The organism is Streptomyces sp. NPDC001406 (genome assembly GCF_042895285.1).
GTDB lineage: Bacteria > Actinomycetota > Actinomycetes > Streptomycetales > Streptomycetaceae > Streptomyces.
Window position 1 is genome coordinate 131225 of sequence record NZ_JBIAWG010000019.1, and the last position, 18345, is coordinate 149569.

The 18345-nt window shown below is 71.5% G+C and carries 21 protein-coding genes; 17 read left to right on the top strand and 4 right to left on the bottom strand.

The window, feature by feature from the left end:
• Positions 1-3 precede the first annotated feature (3 nt).
• The 12 genes from ACFY1J_RS37365 (at position 4) to ACFY1J_RS37420 (ending at position 8876) form a co-directional block, all read left to right on the top strand.
• Positions 4-1038 carry a type II secretion system F family protein gene (locus ACFY1J_RS37365; RefSeq protein ID WP_390732766.1) on the top strand — a complete coding sequence of 345 codons (1035 nt, stop codon included), beginning with the start codon at positions 4-6 and terminating at the stop codon, positions 1036-1038.
• Complete coding sequence (locus ACFY1J_RS37370; RefSeq protein ID WP_390711541.1) at positions 1035-1955, top strand: type II secretion system F family protein; 921 nt, start codon at positions 1035-1037, stop codon at positions 1953-1955. Before ACFY1J_RS37365 ends, ACFY1J_RS37370 begins: the two co-directional genes overlap by 4 nt.
• 43 nt (positions 1956-1998) lie before the next feature.
• Entirely contained in the window at positions 1999-2250 is a 252-nt protein-coding gene (locus ACFY1J_RS37375; protein WP_363299817.1) for a hypothetical protein, read from the top strand.
• Between the two features lie 22 nt (positions 2251-2272).
• Positions 2273-2737 carry a TadE family protein gene (locus ACFY1J_RS37380; RefSeq protein ID WP_390711542.1) on the top strand — a complete coding sequence of 155 codons (465 nt, stop codon included), beginning with the start codon at positions 2273-2275 and terminating at the stop codon, positions 2735-2737.
• Entirely contained in the window at positions 2738-3220 is a 483-nt protein-coding gene (locus tag ACFY1J_RS37385) for a TadE/TadG family type IV pilus assembly protein (RefSeq protein WP_390711543.1), read from the top strand.
• Positions 3217-3705, top strand: coding sequence for a TadE/TadG family type IV pilus assembly protein (locus ACFY1J_RS37390; RefSeq protein ID WP_390732767.1), 489 nt, complete (start codon positions 3217-3219; stop codon positions 3703-3705). The genes ACFY1J_RS37385 and ACFY1J_RS37390 overlap by 4 nt, the downstream gene beginning before the upstream one ends.
• A 6-nt stretch (positions 3706-3711) precedes the next feature.
• Positions 3712-4416, top strand: a complete 705-nt coding sequence (locus ACFY1J_RS37395; protein ID WP_390732768.1) for a hypothetical protein — start codon at positions 3712-3714, stop codon at positions 4414-4416.
• Positions 4417-4548: 132 nt separating this feature from the next.
• Positions 4549-4881 carry a hypothetical protein gene (locus ACFY1J_RS37400; RefSeq protein ID WP_390732769.1) on the top strand — a complete coding sequence of 111 codons (333 nt, stop codon included), beginning with the start codon at positions 4549-4551 and terminating at the stop codon, positions 4879-4881.
• Complete coding sequence (locus ACFY1J_RS37405) at positions 4878-6305, top strand: hypothetical protein (protein WP_390732770.1); 1428 nt, start codon at positions 4878-4880, stop codon at positions 6303-6305. Before ACFY1J_RS37400 ends, ACFY1J_RS37405 begins: the two co-directional genes overlap by 4 nt.
• Entirely contained in the window at positions 6302-7666 is a 1365-nt protein-coding gene (locus ACFY1J_RS37410) for a hypothetical protein (protein WP_390732771.1), read from the top strand. Before ACFY1J_RS37405 ends, ACFY1J_RS37410 begins: the two co-directional genes overlap by 4 nt.
• The gene (locus ACFY1J_RS37415) at positions 7663-8262 is read left to right on the top strand and encodes a hypothetical protein (protein WP_390711549.1); all 600 of its coding nucleotides are present in this window, start codon (positions 7663-7665) and stop codon (positions 8260-8262) included. The genes ACFY1J_RS37410 and ACFY1J_RS37415 overlap by 4 nt, the downstream gene beginning before the upstream one ends.
• Positions 8263-8270: 8 nt before the next feature.
• Entirely contained in the window at positions 8271-8876 is a 606-nt protein-coding gene (locus ACFY1J_RS37420; RefSeq protein ID WP_390732772.1) for a hypothetical protein, read from the top strand.
• Between the two features lie 19 nt (positions 8877-8895).
• Here ACFY1J_RS37420 and ACFY1J_RS37425 read toward each other — a convergent pair whose 3' ends face one another.
• Together ACFY1J_RS37425 and ACFY1J_RS37430 are read right to left on the bottom strand one after the other, a co-directional pair.
• On the bottom strand, positions 8896-9951 hold the full coding sequence (locus ACFY1J_RS37425; RefSeq protein ID WP_390732773.1) for a hypothetical protein: 1056 nt from the start codon (positions 9949-9951) through the stop codon (positions 8896-8898).
• Positions 9948-10598, bottom strand: a complete 651-nt coding sequence (locus ACFY1J_RS37430) for a hypothetical protein (protein ID WP_390732774.1) — start codon at positions 10596-10598, stop codon at positions 9948-9950. The genes ACFY1J_RS37425 and ACFY1J_RS37430 overlap by 4 nt, the downstream gene beginning before the upstream one ends.
• 304 nt (positions 10599-10902) lie before the next feature.
• On the opposite strand from ACFY1J_RS37430, the gene ACFY1J_RS37435 reads away from it, so the two are divergent.
• The 5 genes from ACFY1J_RS37435 (at position 10903) to ACFY1J_RS37455 (ending at position 17386) form a co-directional block, all read left to right on the top strand.
• The gene (locus tag ACFY1J_RS37435) at positions 10903-13884 is read left to right on the top strand and encodes a BTAD domain-containing putative transcriptional regulator (protein WP_390732775.1); all 2982 of its coding nucleotides are present in this window, start codon (positions 10903-10905) and stop codon (positions 13882-13884) included.
• A complete protein-coding gene (locus ACFY1J_RS37440) occupies positions 13881-14609 on the top strand; it encodes a prepilin peptidase (RefSeq protein ID WP_390732776.1) in 729 nt (242 codons plus the stop codon). The genes ACFY1J_RS37435 and ACFY1J_RS37440 overlap by 4 nt, the downstream gene beginning before the upstream one ends.
• A gap of 72 nt (positions 14610-14681) precedes the next feature.
• A complete protein-coding gene (gene mqnC / locus ACFY1J_RS37445; protein ID WP_390711554.1) occupies positions 14682-15896 on the top strand; it encodes a cyclic dehypoxanthinyl futalosine synthase in 1215 nt (404 codons plus the stop codon).
• A gap of 71 nt (positions 15897-15967) precedes the next feature.
• A complete protein-coding gene (locus tag ACFY1J_RS37450) occupies positions 15968-16567 on the top strand; it encodes a hypothetical protein (protein WP_390732777.1) in 600 nt (199 codons plus the stop codon).
• Positions 16568-16690: 123 nt separating this feature from the next.
• Complete coding sequence (locus ACFY1J_RS37455; RefSeq protein ID WP_390711556.1) at positions 16691-17386, top strand: demethylmenaquinone methyltransferase; 696 nt, start codon at positions 16691-16693, stop codon at positions 17384-17386.
• On the opposite strand, the gene ACFY1J_RS37460 is transcribed toward ACFY1J_RS37455, so the two are convergent.
• Complete coding sequence (locus ACFY1J_RS37460) at positions 17373-17684, bottom strand: PASTA domain-containing protein (RefSeq protein WP_363299829.1); 312 nt, start codon at positions 17682-17684, stop codon at positions 17373-17375. The genes ACFY1J_RS37455 and ACFY1J_RS37460 overlap by 14 nt on opposite strands.
• A gap of 120 nt (positions 17685-17804) precedes the next feature.
• On the bottom strand, positions 17805-18311 hold the full coding sequence (locus ACFY1J_RS37465; protein WP_390711557.1) for a GNAT family N-acetyltransferase: 507 nt from the start codon (positions 18309-18311) through the stop codon (positions 17805-17807).
• Positions 18312-18345 lie beyond the last annotated feature (34 nt).

Genomic DNA, 18345 nt, shown 5'->3' on the forward strand with positions numbered 1-18345 from the left:
GGCATGACGTACTCGGCGCCCGCCCACGAGGCTCTCGGCTCGCTCGGCTCCCTGGGCGGCCTGTTCTCCACCGAGGTCCTGTACTCGATCGGCAGCGGAGTAGCCGTCGGCGGCGGGCTCGCGCTGCTGATGATCGCCCTACGCGGACTGCCCGCCAAGCCCGAGCACGAGAAGCAGAGGGCCAACGAACGGGCTGCCGAGCTGATCCGGTTCGCAGGTCAGCGCGGCTCGCTCGCCGCCATCATCGGGCTCGCCGTGCTGCTGCTCACCCGCTGGGCGGTGGCCGGCATCGCGGCCGGTGTCCTCGTCTTCTTCTGGGACCGCCTGTTCGGCGGCGCCGCCGAGGAACGGGCCGCCATGCGCCGCGTGGAGGCCCTCGCCTCCTGGACGGAGTCCCTGCGCGACACCATCGCGGGCGCCGTCGGCCTGGAGCAGGCCATCCCGGCCTCCGCCCGCGCCGCCGCCCCCATCCTCCGCCCGCACCTCGACGCCCTCGTCGACCGGCTGCGCGCCCGCACCCCGCTGCCCGAAGCGCTCCAGCACCTCGCCGACGAGATCAACGACGCGTCGGCGGACATCATCGTGGCGGCCCTGATCCTCAACGCCCGCCTGCGCGGCCCGGGTCTGCGCCAGGTCCTCGGCGCGCTGGCCAAGTCGGCGCGCGAGGAGGTCGACATGCGTCAGCGCGTGATGGCCCAGCGGGCATCGACCCGGCGCTCGGTGCAGATCGTCGTCGCCGTGTCGGTCGCGTTCGTCCTCGGCCTCGCCGTCTTCAACCGCGACTTCGTGAAGCCGTACGGCACGGCGGTCGGCCAGCTCGTCCTCGCCGTCGTCTGCGGCCTGTTCGCGCTGGGCTTCTGGTGGCTGCGCAAGCTGTCGACCATCGAGACCCCGGAGCGGTTCCTGGTGCGGGACGAGTCGGCGGTGCAGTTCGTACGGCCGCGCACGCCCGTTCAGCAGCCCCTGCAACCGACTCAGCCGGCGCAACCGTCCCAGTCGTCGCAGCCGTCCCACCCGGAGGAAGGGATACGCCGGTGAATCTCACGATGCCGATCGTCGTCGGCGTGGTCCTCGGACTGGGCGTCTATGCCCTCATCCGCGCTCTCATGCCGTCGAAGCGCAGCGCGGTCGCCCAGGTCGCCCGGATCGACGCGATGCGGGCCAGGGGAGCCGCGTACGAGTCCGCACGGCAGACGAAGGACAAGGGACGCCTCGGCTCGCTCAGGGCCGAAATCGGCGACCGTGTCGCCGACTTCTACCTCCAGCAGGGCTGGGAGCAGCGCTCGCTGCGCGCGGACCTGGCGGTCCTGGACCGCAGCTGGGAGAAGTTCCTGGCGACGAAGGTGCTGCTGGCCACGGCGGGACTGTTCTTCGGGCCGTTCCTGTTCGCCGTGGTCTGGACGCTGGGCTTCGGCTCCAGCCCGGTCGTCCCGGTCTGGCTGGCCCTGTTGTGCGGGGGGCTCTTCTTCTTCCTGCCCGACCTGGAGGTACGGCGCGACGCGGCCGAGAAGCGGCGTGACCTGCGGCGGGTGATCGGGGCGTACCTGGACCTGGTGTCGATGAGCCTGGCGGGCGGCCGCGGTCTGCCCGAGGCACTGATGGCCGCCGCCGAGGTCTCCGACGGCTGGGCGACCCAGCGCATTCGCAACGCCCTCGCCGACGCCCGGATCACCGGCATCAGCCAGTGGCAGGCGCTCGGCGCGCTGGGCGAGGAGCTGGGCGTCGAGGAGCTGAAGGACCTGTCGGCCTCCCTGGCCCTCGTCGCGGACGACGGTGCCAAGGTCCGCGAGTCGCTCGCCTCCCGTGCCGAGACCATGCGCCACCGCGAGCTGTCCGAGATCGAGGGCAGCGCGGGCGAGAAGTCGCAGTCGATGCTGGTGGCCCAACTGCTGCTGTGCGCCGGCTTCCTGGTGTTCCTGATCTTCCCGGCGGCGATGCGGGTGTTCCAGGTCTGAGCCCCATCCACAACTGCGAATCGTTTCGAGAGGACAACTCATCATGAACGGACGGAACTTCGGTACGGGGATCCCGGCCGTGGACTTCCTGGTCACCTTCCTGCAGGGCCGGATGCAGCGCGCCCGCTCCGGCGAACTGGACCGCGGCGCCTCCGCGGTGGAGTGGGTCATCATCTCCGCGGTCGTCGTGGCGATCGTCGGCGTGGTGGCCGCGATCATCAACGCCGCGCTGAGCGACGGTGCCAACAAGGTCGGCGACTGCATCAAGGGCGCGAGCGCGAGCAAGACCTGCTGATCGCGGGTCCGACACGACGGGGATGACGGGGTTGTTTGTGGGCGTGGGCAGATGGGCGCGCAGCCGCGCGCGGGCCGCGCGCGGCGAGGCCGGTGAGTCCGGCATGACTGCGATCGAGTTCGTGCTGCTCACTCCCGTCCTCTTCTTCATGATCTTCGCGACGGTCCAGTTCGCCCTGTACTTCTTCGCCGACCATGTGGCCCAGGCGGCGGCCCAGGCGGGCGCCCGCAAGGCCCGTGCCACGGCCCACGACCAGCCCGGCGCGTGGCGGGGCGAGGCGCGGGGCGTGGTCGACGACTACATCCGCCAGCTGGGCCCGCAATTGGTGCTGTCGCCGGACGTGACGATGCTCCAGCCGGAGCAGAACACGGTGGGCGTGGAGATCTCGGCGCGGGTGCCGACGGTGTTCCCGGGGCTCGATCTGACGGTGCACGCGCAGTCGTCGGGGCCGGTGGAGCGGTTCGTGAAGGACCAGGGGGCGAACTAGATGGACTGTTTCGCCTTCGTGCGCGGGCGTGTGACGTCCGTGTGGGGTCGTACGACGTCCGTGCGCGGGCGTATCACCCAGGACGGCCGGGACCGGGGCCTGTCGACCGTCGAGGTCGTGATTCTCGCCCCGGTGATGATCATGTTCATCCTGGTCCTGGTGGCCTTCGGCCAGCTGGTCGACGGCCGGGGCGCGCTGGACGGCGCCGCGCGTGACGCGGCCCGCGCCGGCTCGATTCAGAAGGACCACGGCACGGCGATGGCGGAGGCCCGCAAGGCCGCCGAGGCGGACCTCGCGGACGTCTGCTCCGGACCGGTGTCCGTCGTGCAGAAGAGCGCGGGCTTCGATCCGGACGTGGACCCGTTCTTCACGGTCGAGGTGAGCTGCGAGGTGCGCGGTCTGGCGATGCTGGGCCTGAACGTGCCCACGCACCTGTCCGCCAGTTTCTCCTCGTCGCTGGATCCGTACCGGAGGTCGGCGTGACGGATCTCGAAGGGACCTGGCGGACCTGGCGGACCTGGCGGACCTGGCGGTCCGCCCGTCGTGCCAAGCTCGACGACCGGGGCTCCGGCGCCGGCGCGGTGATCATCTTCGCGCTGGTCTTCCTTTCCCTGTCCGCGTTCGTCATCGACGGCGGTCTCTCGATCTCCAAGCGCGAACGGGCCGCCGACATCGCGGAACAGGCCGCCCGTTACGCCGCCCAGGACATCGACAAGGAGGCCCTGTACGACAACCAGGGCGGCGCCGCGCCGATCAACTTCCAGAACTGCGATGCCCGGGTGAAGGCCTTCGCCCGCGAGATGGACATGTCCGGCGCCGACATCGCCGCGACCCACTGTGTGGCGGCCGACGCCCAAGAGGTCGAGGTCGAGGTGCAGTTGACGTACGAGCCGGTGTTCACCGGCATGTTCTACGGCGGGAACGTGGTCGTGCACGGCCGGTCCGTGGCCCGCAACGAGGTCGGCTGAGCCGGCGTGTTCGGGCGCCGGAAGAGCGAGCCGGAAATCCCGCCCGTCTTCTGGGACCGGGCGGGCCGGTTCACGGTGGGCGAGGTGCTGCGGCCCGGCACGCTGACCCGTAAGCCGCTGACCGGGCCACGGGCGATACGCGTGCCGTCCACGCACGACGGTGTCCGGTACCACGCACCGTCGGTGCTCGTCTCCGGCACCGGCAGCGAGACTCCCTCGTACGAGCTGTACGACGCCACACGGCCGACGGAACCGGTCTGCACGCTCACGCCGGAGAAGGCGGGTGCCCGTTACCGCGTGGCCGATGCCGGGGGCGCGGAACTGGGCCTCGTCCACCGGGCTCCGCCCGCAAGGCGCACCGTCGAGCACGGCTGGTGGCTCCAGCAGCCCGGTCACCCGGACGTCGTCGCCCGCTACCACTGGGCGAGGGGCAGCGCGAAGGAGATCGCGACGCGAGGCAAGGAGAGCGTGGTCCGGGGCGCGGGCGCGGTGGTGGGCAGTGTGGTCGACTCCGTTTTCAGCCTGGGGGCGGACGGCGACGCCCGCACGGGCTCGTACCGGTCCCGTCCGGTGACCTGGCGAGCGGAGGGCGACGAAGAGCCCGTGGTCCTGACGTGCGAACACCTTGAGGACGGCAAGGTGTATCGCCCGCAGGCCAGTTGGCTCGACCGGCGACTGGCGTTCGCCCTGGCCGTCCTGCGGGAGGCGTGAACCCTGACCCGTCCATCGATTCTTACCATCTTCATACCTTGAGTCCTCGCGCCCTTACCCGTCAGGGGCAGGCTGGCCGGTCTGTGACCGGTGTGCGCGCCGGGGCCGTGGTGCGGGAGGGGGAGCGTACGCGTGAGTGATCAGCAGGCGGACATCGACCGGATCAGAGAGTGTTCCAGGGCGCTGACGGGCATCCGCGACACCTTCGCGGATCGGGCCAACCCCGCCGAGGGGTACGGCGTCGGGGAGATCGGCTCGCAGAAGCTACTGGACGCCTTCGAGAAGTTCGGCAGCAACTGGAAGATCCACCGCGGCAAACTCACCGAGGAGCTGGAGAAGCTCGCCGGGATCACCAAGACCGCAGCGGACTCGTACGACAAGCTCGACCACGAACTCGCCGAGGCCCTCAGGAAGGCCGACAAGGACGGCAAGCAGGCGAAGGGGACGAAGGGGGCGAAGCAGTGAGCGCCCGCCCCGCCGCCGACCGCTGGGCCGTGCTCGGCGAGACCTCCGATCCGGTGCCCGGCGACCCCGAGGAAGTGGCCGCGCTCGGCCGCCAGTTGCGCAGGACCGCCGAGGCCATCGAGAAGGAGGCCCGCGAGATCAAGGCGCTGGCGTCGGTGGAGAACTGGAAGGGCAAGACGGCCACCGAGTTCCGCAGCTCCGCCGACGGCGCGGGCGACAAGCTGCGCAGGGCGTTCAAGCGGTACGACGAGGCGGCCGCCGCCCTCGGCACCCAGGTCCGGGACGGGGTGTGCAGCAACGAGTACGCCTCGGAACTGCACCGCGCCCAGCAGCTGGCGGACAAGGCGCTGCACGACGCCGAGACCGCCCATGACGACCTCTCCTCCGCCCAGCGCTCCCTGGACCGCCATCCCCATGACACGCCCGAGGACGACCCGGACAGCAAGAAGTTCACGAAGCAGAAGGAACACGCCTCCTCGGCGCTGTCGGCCGCGAAGGACGCCCTCGAAGCCGCCAAGGGGATCCGCGACCGCGCCGCCGGACTGGCCGCCGACGCCATACACGACGTCATCGAGGGCGACGGGCTCAAGGACGGCTGGACGGACAAGTTCAAGAACTGGGTCCACGAGAACGCGGGTTGGCTGACACAGATCTCCAAGTGGGCCGGGCGCATCGCGCTGTGGGCGGGTGTGGCCGCCCTGGCGCTCGGCTGGATCCCCGTCATCGGACAGGCCATCGCCGCCGTCGCCAACGCGGTCGCCCTGCTCGCCAGCGTCGTCGCCCTCGCCACCGACCTGGTGCTCGCCCTGGGCGGGGAGGGAAGCTGGAAGTCGGTCATCCTGGACGCCGTGGGCGTCGCTACCTTCGGTATCGGCCGGGCGGCCATGTCGGGAGCCAGGGGCGCGGCCGCGGGCGGCAAGGCGCTCGCACGCAGCGGCCTGTTCCGCAACGCCGTCGCCTCCGGCATGAAGTCGAGCAAGGCCTGGAACCTGGCCAACCGCGGGGCCCAGGGCGCGATCCGGGGGAAGGCCGCGGCGGAGGCGATGCGCACCATGCCGAAGGGGAGGTTCCCCACCTGGGGCAACCTGAAGGAGGGCTTCAGCCCGGTCTCCATGTACCGGGACACCGTCGACGGAGTGAAGTCGATCGGCAGCGCCTTCTCCAAGCAGGGCTGGAGCGAGGGGCTGAAGGGGATGGCCGCGCCCCGCTCGCTGGGCACCCTGGACCCCGAACTGGCCCGGACCGCCGCGAACCTCGACGGCATCGCGCCGGCGGCGCTGAAGCTGCCCGAGGTCAGCGGGGCGCTGAGCAACTTCAGTGCGCACACCAACGTCTGGGCGGGCTCGACGTTCGCGGGCGTCACGGCCGGCGCCGAGGGCGCCTACGGCACGGTGACGTCGCTCTACGACAGGGTCACGGGATGATTCCCGAGCCCGCTCTCAGACCGGCGGCCGGGCGAGGATCCGGCCTCGAACTGTGCCACACCTCCCGTCTCCACCTGGAGGGCACCGATCTCGTCCTGCACACACGGCGACGGTCGCTGCGGCTCCCGGTCGGCGCCGGCGGCATCACCCGTGCCGTCTTCGTCGACGCGCCCGGAGCGGACCGGCAGCGCATGGGTCCGCCGGTCACCGGCTCCTGGGGCGAGGTCCAACTCCAGGACGAGAGCGGTGCGTTGAGGGGCTGGTTCGACATCGAGGACTGGCTCCCCGAGTCGCCCGCGCTGCCGAAGCGGTCCGTGCAGGGGGACCAACTGCTCAGCCGCAGCGGAGTGTCGGCGCTTTGCAGGGCGGCGGGCATCCCGCTGCACGTGGTGCGGAGCGCGGACGACCCGAGGGCGGCGAAGGGGAAGCGCCGGCGGGGAAGCGTACGCCTGGCCCGGGGCGGCGACTTTCCCGCCTGGTACTGGGGGACGCGGCTGGCGGCCGGGGGCGTGTGGTTCACCGCGTTCACGGTCATCGTCTTCTCCGGCTCGCTGTCCCCCTGGCTCGTGGTGCCCTCCGCCGTCGCCGCCTTCGTGGCCCCGGTCGCACGGCTGGCCCTCCGGCTCCGGACCCGTATGCGCCTTCGGCGGTACGACCCCGTCGTACGGGAGCGCGTGCGGCCGGCCCCCGCGGACGGGCTGGGGGCGACCGTACGGTTCCGGCGGGACACCGAACTGCGGGTGCAGGACCGCGATCTCGTCCTGCGGTATGTCGGCGGTCAGGAGTACTGGCTGCCGCTGACCGGCCCGCACGCCCTGACGACCCTCGTCCTCGTACGGGACCGGACCGGTGCGCCGGTCGGTGCCGAACTGCGGGGGCCGGGGGAGGAGTTGCGGGCCGTACTGCCGTGGGACGCATGGTTCGGCGGCACATCCGGCACATCCGGCACATCCGGGGCGGATGGGTGGGCGCGGCTGCGCAAGGCGGCCGGGACTGCCGGTCTGCGGGCGACCGAGCGGGAGCTGAGCGGCAAGGCCGCCTGGCCCAAGCACCCGGCGCTCGGTGCCGGCCCGCTTCCGGCCTCCCCGCGGGCCGCACGCCGCGAGTCCCGCTTCGCCGGCACCGTCGCCGGTGTCTCGTCCACCGCGGTCATGGCCCTGGCCTCGTACTTCTCGATCGCATGGGGCATGCGGATGCAGGAGGCGCACCCCGCCGCGGCCCCGGCCGTGATCGCCCTGGGCGCGCTCGGCGCCGTACTCCAGGCGATCCCCTACCTGGCCCACCAACTGCACAGCCGCTTCCGGCTGGACCGACCGGCGGATCCGGCACCGGACCGCCCCCTCACGGAGCAAGCCGCATGACAGGACTCCAGGAGACCGCACCCCCGGCCGACTACCGTCTGCTCCTCCCGGACGGCTGGTTCCGGATCCTCCTCGACCCGCCCGAGCAGCGGGACAAGGCGGTCGACGCGCTGGTGGAGCGCCAGTTCCAGGGCATCGACAACGCGCCGCACCTCAAGGAGGACTTCCGCAAGGACCTGCGGCGCCGGGTCGCGAAGGCACACCGCTCGGGCGGTATCGAGCTGTATCTCAGCCTCCAGGAGATCGGCCCGTTCACCATCCCCGCCTCCCTCCTCGTCACCCTCGCGCCGCTCCGGCACCCCGCGCCACTGCCGCTGGAGGCGCTGGCGGAAACGCTGTCCACGGCGGACGGGGGGACGGTGACCATCGAGGAACTGCCCTCGGGCCAGGCGGTCCGGATCCGCAGGCTGCTGCGCCAACCGGGCGAGGAGGACCCGCAGCGGGCCCACAACTCGCTCTCGCTGGAGTACCACGTCCCCGTCCCCGGCACGGCGGCGTTCCTGCTGCTCACCTTCTCGACGCCGCTGGAGCCGATCGCGGACGCGATGGCAGAACTCTTCGACGCGATCGCGGCCTCGCTGACCTGGACGGAGTGACGACCCACATGACGGACGACGACCTCTCGAACCTCGGCCTGGAGTGCTCGGAGGACTGGGTGCCCTTCCCGGTCACCGACACCGACGAATCGGCCATGGACCTGGACTACTGGTCCAAGTACCAGGCGCGGGAACTGGCCGAGCGATACGCACGTGACGGCGAGAAGGCCGACATCCGCGCCCTGACCCGGGACCTGAAGCGCGCGGCGACCGACAGCCGCACCCGCACACCCCTCGCGGCCTTCGGCTGGTACGTCAGCGGCCACAACGCGGTGGCCGCCATCATGGAACTCGACGCCATCCACCCCGACGACACGGTCCCCGACGTGTCCCTGTCCTGGCTGACCGAGCACATGACGGTACGGGACCTCGGCGACCCGGACGTCCGCGAGGTACGCCTCCCACTCGGGGACGCGGTCCGCATCCGCCAGAACTTCATCGGCGAGAAGGTGCGCCTACTGGGCCCCCGCCCGGTGATCCGCTCCCTCTTCTACGGCGTCCGCCCGAAGGGCCTGCGTACGGCGATCACCCTGACCCTGTCCTGGACGGAACCGATCCTGGACGAGCCGGCGGAGCGGATGGGGGACGACATCGCGGGGACGTTGACCGTGTGACGTCGCGCAACTGGTCGGGTCAGCGGTTGACCGACTGGATCTCCTGGACGTTCATGTCCTGCGTCGTCTCGAACGTGCCGTCGGGCAGGTCGCCGCCGCTGCCGTCGGAGCCCTGCCAGGTGATCCGCCAGGTGATGCTGGCCTTCAGGTGGTAGGGGGTGCCGTTGGAGGCGTGGAGGTAGGTGATTCCGCACGGGGGTGTTTTGTCGGCGTCGCCGTTCGCGTACGGCATGCCGATCGAGCCGTCGTCGTTGATGGTGCAGTTGCCGGAGGCGGGGTAGGTCTCGGCGTCCGAGGTGCCGGGGTCGAGGTGGAGTGCCACGGGCTTGGCCGTCGTCTCCGCCCAGAGGCCGGTGTCGGGGAGCTCCGCGCGGACCTTGACCTCATTGAAGGTGCCCTTGTCCAGCCACGCCCAGGTCGGGAGGTTGACGGTGGACCTGGCCGTCGGCTTCAGCTCGATCGATGTACTGGGGACCTTGATCTTGTTGTAGGCGTACTCGGCGAGGGTCTTCGGCGTGGGGGCGTTCGGCACGTCGGGGACCTTGCCGGCGTCGACCCAGAACATGAGCCGGCTGCACAGCGAGGTGTCGTCCACGGCGTTGAGGTCCGGGGCCACTCCGCGCCAGAAGTAGCCGTCCTTGCCGAGGTTGTAGTTCTTGTAGCCCTTCACGGTGTTAGGGGTGGTGAAGGTGCTGATCGCGTCCTTCTCGTCCCTGAAGTGGTCGGTCCAGAGACTCGATCCGTACCACCCGTTGCGCAGGCCGGCGTCGCCGTCGCCGTCCTTCTCGGCGAAGTCCTTCAGCTGCGCCGGGGAGAAGACGGGTTCGTACCAGCACGGCGGCGGCTTCCAGTTCACGTCCGTCGACGAGACCGTGCCCTGCTTGCCACCGGTGGGACCGCTCTGTTGAGTGACCTTGATGCGTGAATAGCGGGCGGAGGCGGTCAGTTCGTTGCCGTTGCTATTGCCTCGCGTGTTGGTGCCCGCGCCTCCGAACGCGTCGGCGGGCGCCGAGCCCAGCAGGGTCACGACAAGCGACCCGGCGATCACGGGTGTCGCCCGGTATCGCGCCCTCACTTGGAGCACCCGCCTCGCTCGGAGTGGACGGACGCGTTCTGCCACACGCCCTGCGCGCTCTTCGCCAGGGAGACCGTGTAGAGGACGTAGGGGTTCGTGCCTGCCGGATTCCCCTCGACCTTGCCGGTCTTGCGGTTCTTGGTGGACGCCTTGCTCTCGTCCGTGCAGTAGCTGAGCGACGCCCCCGCACCGGTCTTGGCCAGGCTGACCTTGGCGCCGAAGGCGGGCAGCTTGCCGATGACGGTGAGGTTCTTGTCGGTGTACGTCTTGATCCACGTCTTGGTCTGCTGGACAACGCCCGCGGTGTCGTAGAAGGCGACGGCCTCGCTGTCGGGGTTGTCGGCGATGATCGCCGCGTAGCCCGCCCGGAGTTCTTCCTTCGCGTCGTTGAGCACCGCCTGCTTCACCGGATCGCTGCTGGTCCAGTTCTCGAACGTGAGCTGGAAACTGCTCGGCAGCGTGATCGCCGGGCGCTTGGCGCCGGAGGACGCCGAAGACGACGCAGAGGCGGAGGCCGACGGGCTCTTCGACCCCTTGTCCGCGCCCTTGATGTCGTCCGACTTGTCGCCGCCGCCTCCGCCGCAGGCGGTCAGCAGCAGGGCCGCGGTGGTCGTCAGGGTGGTCAGGGTCAGGATGCGGCGGGCCACGGTTGAGTCTCCCCCGGAGTTCGGCGTGTGTGCAGCTGGGAACGAAGCTATCAGGGGCGTATGACAGTGACTTGAGCGGTCGTGGGGGGTTGTGCGGGGTATGTGAAGGGGTGGTGCGCGGTCGTTGCGAGGTCAACTTCCGGCGGAAGTGCATCTATTGGACATGGGTGGGGGAATCGGTGGTGATCGGCCCTTCGATCTCCCGCCGTCTCTTCGACGCTGTCAGTCCCACTCAATAGGATCTCTGTAGGCTCGACCCACCCCCCGAACCAACTCCTCCCACACACGACCCAGGACACCCGCCATGGCGCGACGCAGCACATCAAGCTCGACGGGAAGCCCCGCGGGGCCGCGGAACCGGACACCGCAGCCGGTGCGCGTGCGCCGGCGTTCGTTCGGGGACTTCGTCAAGGCGTTCTTCGCGTTCGTCGCCCTGCTCGTGCTGGTCATCGGCGTGCCCGGCGCCCTCGCCGTGACAGTCGGCTGGCCGCTGCCTCATGGCGCGCCCAGCCTCGACTGGCTGCAGCAGGAGATCACCGTCCAGACCTTCCTGCACGTCCTCACCGTGATCGTGTGGCTCGCCTGGGCCCAGTTCACGGCCTGCGTGCTGGTGGAGGTCAAGGCCGCGCTGTCCGGCGTGGGGATCCCGGGGCGGGTCCCCGGCGCGGGCCCCAGCCAGTTGCTCGCCCGGCAGCTCGTCGCCGCGCTGCTGCTCGTCGGTGCCACCGCGGCCAGCCTCACGCCGGGGCTGTCGCAGCTCGGGCACAGCCTGGAGGGGAACCAGAAGGGCACGGTCGCCGCGGCCCAGCAGACCCCGGGCCTCTTCGCGCAGCAGCAGGAGCAGGCCGCCGGCACCGCAGCCGCCCTCGCCGAGCAGGCCACCCACGCCGCCGCCCACGCCGACGCCGGGGGCGGCACGGCCAAGCACGGCGACACGAAGTACTACCGGATCCAGCCGCCCGAGGGCCGTCACCACGACTCCCTCTGGGAGATAGCCCAGCGGCACCTCGGCGACGGCCGCCGGTACAAGGAGATCTACGAGCTCAACAAGGACCGGATCCAGCCCGACGGTTCGCGTCTGTCCGAGGCCAGCCTCATCCGTCCCGGCTGGATCATGGAGATGCCGGGCGACGCGCACGGCGGCGAACTCGTCGAGAACCCCGACGCCCACGTCTCCCACGAGGTGCGGCAGCAGATCCACGACTACGCCAAGACCGGGGATCACGCCAAGGAACAGGAGCAGGGGCAGGGGCAGCACGCTGGCGGCGGCGGTTCCGGTGCCACCGGCGGCTCCCACGTGTCCATCCCCCAGCAGCGGCCCGCCCCGGCCGGCGAGCAGGAGCAGCAGCACATCACCCCCGCCGCCGACAGCGGCTCCGCAAGCCACTCGGGAAGCCACTCCTTCGGTCTGCCCGAAGCTCTCGTCGGCGCCCCCCTCCTCGCCGCCGGCCTGCTCGGCGCCCTGGGCCGGCGGCGCCGGCAGGCGATGTGGCAGTCGGCGCTGGGGGCCGTCGGCGGGCGGCGCGGCATGGAGCCGCCGACGCCGACCGGGGACGCCCAGGACGTCCACGACGCGCTGCTCGTCGGGGCCGATCCCGAGGGCGTACGGCTCCTGGACCGTTCGCTGCGGGGCCTTGCCGCCGCCCTCGCCGCCGAGTCGCGCGCGCTGCCCGTCGTCTACGCCGCCTGGCTCAGCAACGGCGATCTGCACCTCCAGCTCGCCCAGCCGGCCGGAAAGCCGCCGGCGCCCTGGCAGCTCGGGCAGGACCAGACGTTCTGGATGCTGGCGCGCGCGGATGCCGAGAGGTACGAGGACGTCGACACCGCGGCACCGTACCCGGGTCTCGTCAGCCTCGGCACCATGGACGACTCGCGGCTGCTGCTCAACCTGGAGGCCGTGCCCGGCATCGTCTCGCTGAGCGGCCGCGAGGCCGACCGGGCCGCCGTGTTCGCCTCCGTCGCCGCCGAACTCGCCACCAACGGCTGGTCGGACCGGATGACCATCACCCTCGTCGGCTTCGGCGAGGACCTCACCGCGCTCGCCCCCAACCGGCTGCGCCACCTCGACGGCATCGAGGCGCTCATCGAGACGATGGAGGCCGAGACCCGGCAGCGGCGCGGCGCCCTCGGTGCCGCCGGCCACGACTCCGTGCTCACCGGCCGCACCGGGCCCGCCCAGCACACCCGTTGGGCCCCGCACCTCGTCCTGCTCGCCGCCCAGCCCTCCGCCGAGGACGCCGTCAAGCTCGCCGAACTCGCCGCCGACGCCGGCCGGCTCGGCATCGGCTACCTCGTCGGCACCGAGACCGGCGATCTGCCCGGTGCCGCCTGGGAGATGGAGGTCACGCCCGAGGGCAAGCTGCTCGCCCCGCTGCTCGGCCTGGAGCTCGACGCACAGCTCCTGCCGGCCGTTCAGCAGCGCGCGGTCGTCGAGCTGTTTGTCGAGGCCGACCCCGAGCGCGACCCGGACGGCCCGGCCACCACCCCGCCGTTCCTCGTCGACATCAGCGAGCAGGGGCGCCCCGCGGTGTACGCGCGCCTCGTCGGGCCGTACGAGATCATCGGCCTCGACACCCCGGACGGTGAGCGCAGCGCCCTGCTGCACGAGGCGCTCGCCCTGCTGCTTCTGCACCGCGAGGGCGTGCACCCGCGCGTGCTCGCCTCCGCGCTGTGGCCGCGCGGGGTCACCGAGGACGTACGGGACGCGCTCATCGAGCGGCTGCGCACCTGGCTCGGCACCGACCCGGACGGCACGCCCCGGCTCGGCGCCGACGCGACCGGGCGGCTCACGCTCGCCAAGTCGGTCGTCTCCGACCTGGACGTGCTGCGCTCCCTCTACCACGAGGCCACCCAGGGCAAGGGAGTCGACAGCCGCGCCGTACGCGGACGGCTGCTCACCGACGCGCTGGTCCTGGTCCGCGGACCGCTGCTCGCCGACCGGCCCGAGGGCCGCTACCGCTGGCTCACCCACGAGATCGTCGACGCCCAACTCCCGCTGCTGGTCGCCGACACCGGCCTCGCCCTGTCCGCGTTCCACCTGGAGAAGGACCGTGCGGAGAAGGCGATCGAGGCGCTGAACGCGGCGCTGAACTCGGCCCCGGACGACGAGCGCCTGTGGAACGAACTGCTGCGCGCCACCCACGCCACCGGCGACACCGCCCGCCTGCGGACCCTCGCCGTCGACCTCCTCGGCCGCGGCGGTGCCCGCGGTCTGCCGCCGCGCACGGAGGCGCTCCTCGACGAGCTGCTGCCGACCTGGCGCGACGGCGCCGCCGCGGCGGGATGAGCGACCTCGCGCTGATCGCCGCCGCCGCGCTGTGGGGTGCGGTGGCGGGGGCGTTGCTGCCCCGGGCGGCCTACCGCTTCTCCGCCCCGCAGGGGGAGGAGTGGCGGGCGCTGTGTCCGGGCGGGCATCCGGTGCGCGGGTGGATCGGCCGCGGCCGGTGCCCGGAATGCGCCGAGTCCTCGTACGGCCCCGGCGCGCCTGTGCTCGCCACGGCCACCGCCCTCGTCTGCGCCGCGCTCGCCGCCGCCACCGGCACCCGGCCCGAACTCGGCGTCTGGCTGCTGCTCGCGCCCGTCGGGGTGCTGCTCGCGGTCGTGGACTTCCGGGTGCAGCGGCTGCCCGACGCGCTGACGCTGCCGCTCGCGGGCGCCGCGCTCGCACTCCTCGGCCTGGTGACACTGCTGCCGGAGCACGCCGGTGACTGGTTGACCGCGCTGTACGGCGCCCTGGCGCTCGGCGGCGGCTACTTCGTGCTGTTCCTCATCAACCCGGGCGGCATGGGCTTCGGCGATGTGAAGCTGGCGCTGGGGACCGGCGCCGTACTGGGGTGGTACGGCTGGCCGACCGTCATGCTCGGCACCTTCGCCGGCTTCCTGTTCGGGGCGTTGTACGGCGGTGCCCTCGTCGTCGCGCGGCGGGCGGGGCGCAAGACGGCCATACCGTTCGGGCCGTTCCTGATCGCGGGCGCGTACGCGGGACTCCTGACCGGGGCGTACGCGGCCTGACGTCGGCCGGGCCGGAGCCCTGGCGTAGGCTGGCCGGGTCCGTCCGCAACCCTTGACGAAAGGGACGTCCCGGTGACCGAGAAGGCCGACCTCACGTCTTTTGATGTCACAGCCGTGCTCGACCGTGCCGCGGCCGGTGGACGGATCACCCCCGAGGAGGCGCTCGTCCTCTACCGCGACGCGCCGCTGCACGCGCTGGGTGCCGCCGCCGACGCCGTGCGCCGCCGCAACTACGCGGGCACCGAGCACATCGCGACGTACATCATCGAGCGCAACATCAACTACACGAACGTGTGCGTCACGGCGTGCAAGTTCTGTGCCTTCTACGCCGCCCCCAAGGACACCGCCAAGGGCTGGACCCGCGACCTCGACGACATCCTGCGCCGCTGCGCGGAGACCGTGGAGCTGGGCGGCACGCAGATCATGTTCCAGGGCGGGCACCACCCGGACTACGGCGTCGAGTACTACGAGAAGCACTTCGCCGCCATCAAGAAGGAGTTCCCGCAGCTCGTCATCCACAGCCTGGGGGCGAGCGAGGTCGAGCACATGGCCCGGATCTCGAAGGTGTCGGTCGAGGAGGCCATCACCCGGATCCACCAGGCCGGTCTGGACTCCTTCGCGGGCGCCGGCGCCGAGTTGCTGCCCGAGCGGCCGCGCAAGGCCATCGCCCCGCTCAAGGAGAGCGGCGAGCGCTGGCTGGAGATCATGGAGATCGCGCACGGGCTGGGTGTGGAGTCCACGTCGACGATGCTCATGGGCACCGGCGAGACCAACGCCGAGCGCATCGAGCACCTGCGGATGATCCGGGACGTACAGGACCGCACGGGCGGCTTCCGCGCGTTCATCCCGTACACCTACCAGCCCGAGAACAACCATCTGAAGGGCCGTACACAGGCCACGCTCTTCGAGTACCTGCGGATGATCGCGATCGCCCGCCTCTTCCTCGACAACGTCCGGCACATCCAGGGCTCCTGGCTGACCACGGGCAAGGAGGTCGGCCAGCTGTCCCTGCACTACGGCGCCGACGACCTCGGCTCGATCATGCTGGAGGAGAACGTCGTCTCCTCGGCCGGCGCCAAGCACCGTTCCAACCGCCTGGAGATCATCGATTTGATCCGCAAGGCGGGGCGTGTCCCGGCGCAGCGCTCGACGACGTACGAGCACCTCGTCGTGCACGACGACCCGGCGAACGACCCGGTCGACGAGCGCGTGATGTCGCACATCTCGTCGACGGCGATCGAGGGCGGGACGGCCCACCCCGAGCTGAAGCTGCTCGCGTCCAACTGAGCCGACCAGGGCCGACCAGGGCCGAGCCGGCTAGGGCCGACCAGGGCCGACCAGAGCCAACCAGGGGTTCCGTGCTGACACTTCACGTCGCCGAGCATTCGCCCGAGACGGCGGTTCTGGTCGACGGCGCCGCCGTCGCCGCCATCGGCCGGTACGAGGAACTGGCCGTCGCCCACCCGCGGGCGCGGGTGCGGCGCTGGCCCGGCATCCTGACGCCGGGACTGCTGAACCCGTACGGCCCGGAGCTTCTCGAGGCCACGTACCATCCCGACCCGCGCGAGGCCGATGCCCTCGGGACCGAGCCCATCGGCGGCGAGCGGGCGCGGGAGATCTTCCGTGCCGACCCCGCCCGCCTCGGCGCGAGCGCGCGGCGCGGGATCCAACGGATGCTGGCGCACGGCACGGTGGCGCTGGCCGGGGAGCTGCGGTCGCGGGCCGTGGTCGACGCGGTGCGCAGGGCCGGGCTCGCGGTGGGACAGCGGCCGGACCGGCTCCCGGGCCCGGCGGCGCTGTCCCCCACCCCGCTGATCCTGCTGCCGGGGCTGGTGCCGGGCGGTCCCGCCCGATTCGCCGTGTTCGATGTCGCGGACCGCGCCGAACTGGTCCGGCGCGGCGCCGGAACCTGTGTGGCGACCGTGATCGGCGGACGGCTGGTGTACCGCGGCCGGTGACCGGGTTCGGCCGGAGAACCTCTGCCCGGAGGCACGCGGCTGTGAGGAAGATGCCGAGGCTGCCGTGTGACGATGCCGAGGCCGCTGCCATGACGTCGTACCCCCTGCTGCCACAATGGTCGGGTGACCCGCGCATCCCTGGACAAGCAGCCGCACGAAGTCGCCTCGATGTTCGACAACGTGGCGGAACGGTACGACCTCACGAACGACGTGCTGTCCCTCGGCCAGGACCGGCGATGGCGCAAGGAGGTCGCGAGAGCGGTCGACGCGCGCCCCGCACAGAAGGTGCTGGACCTGGCGGCGGGTACGGCCACCTCGTCGCTGCCCTTCGCCCAGACCGGCGCCTACGTCGTCCCCTGCGACTTCTCGCTCGGCATGCTCCAGGTCGGCAAGCGGCGCAACCCCTGGCTGCCCTTCACGGCCGGGGACGCGACCCGGCTGCCGTTCAAGGACGACACCTTCGACGCGGTGACGATCTCCTTCGGGCTGCGCAATGTGCAGGACACGGATGCCGCGCTGCGCGAGATGTACCGGGTGACCCGGCCCGGCGGGCGGGTCGTGATCTGCGAGTTCTCGCACCCGACGTGGGCGCCCTTCCGGACCGTCTACACCGAGTACCTGATGAGGGCCCTGCCGCCGGTCGCGCGGGCCGTCTCCTCCAACCCGGACGCCTACGTCTACCTCGCCGAGTCCATCCGCGCCTGGCCCGACCAGCCCGGGCTGGCCGAGCGGCTGCGCAAGGCGGGCTGGTCGAAGGTGGCGTACCGGAACCTCACCGGCGGTGTGGTGGCCCTGCACCGGGGCTTCAAGGAGAGCTGATCACCTCGAAGGCGTCCCCGGGCTCGTCGAGCTGGCGCTGCATCCCGCCGGAGGGCGGTCTCGGAATGCGCGGCTCGCGAACGCCTCCGCCGCCGTCGCCCTCACCGAAGTCGAACCACACATAGACCATCGAGTCCCTCGGCACCTCGGCACCCGGCTGCGGGTACTGGCGGACGACGTAGTCGACGACGGTGTGGTGGAAGTCCGGCCGGTCCGGCGCGTTGAGCGACAGGCCCCACACGCGGGCCGTCTCGCGCGCGTCCACGGCCATGAGACCGACGAGCCGTGGAACACGCACCTCGGGTGTTTTGGGTGTTATGTGCACAGATGTCACCCCCAGCGACATGGGAAGGGTAACTCCGGCGCGTCCCCGATCGGAAGCGTTTGGTGTCTTTCTGTGGCAGTTGACTACTCTGAGTCACAACTCCAGTCGGTAGCAGTGCCCCTCGCGCCGCGCGCCGGGTGTCACGAAGGTCTCCGCGTGGCGCATGCCCAGCCGCCGGGTGACCGCGATCGAGCGCTCGTTGCGGGCGTCGACCATCGCCACGACGCCCGGCACCCCGGCCGCCCGCAGCCGCTCCAGGGTCTCCTGCGCGGCCGCGGTGACATATCCCCTGCCCCAGTGCGCCCGCCCGAGCCGCCAGCCGATCTCGGTCTCGCCCGTCGGCCCCCACTCACGCTCCCAGGGCTGGGCGCCCGTGAAGCCGATGACCTCGCCCGACTCGTCGAGCATGGTCCACAGGCAGAAGCCGCGCTCGGCGTCGTGCCGCCGCTGGCGAGCGGTGAGCTCCTCGTAGACGGACAGCTCCGCGGCCCTGCCGCCGTGGAACTCCATGACGTCCGGATCGGCGAAGATCCGGTGCCAGGCGAACGCGTCCTCGTGGGTGGGCACGCGCAGCCGCACTGCGGGGAGAGCTCGGTTCACGGGGCATCCCTTCGGCCGGTGATCAATCGTGCTG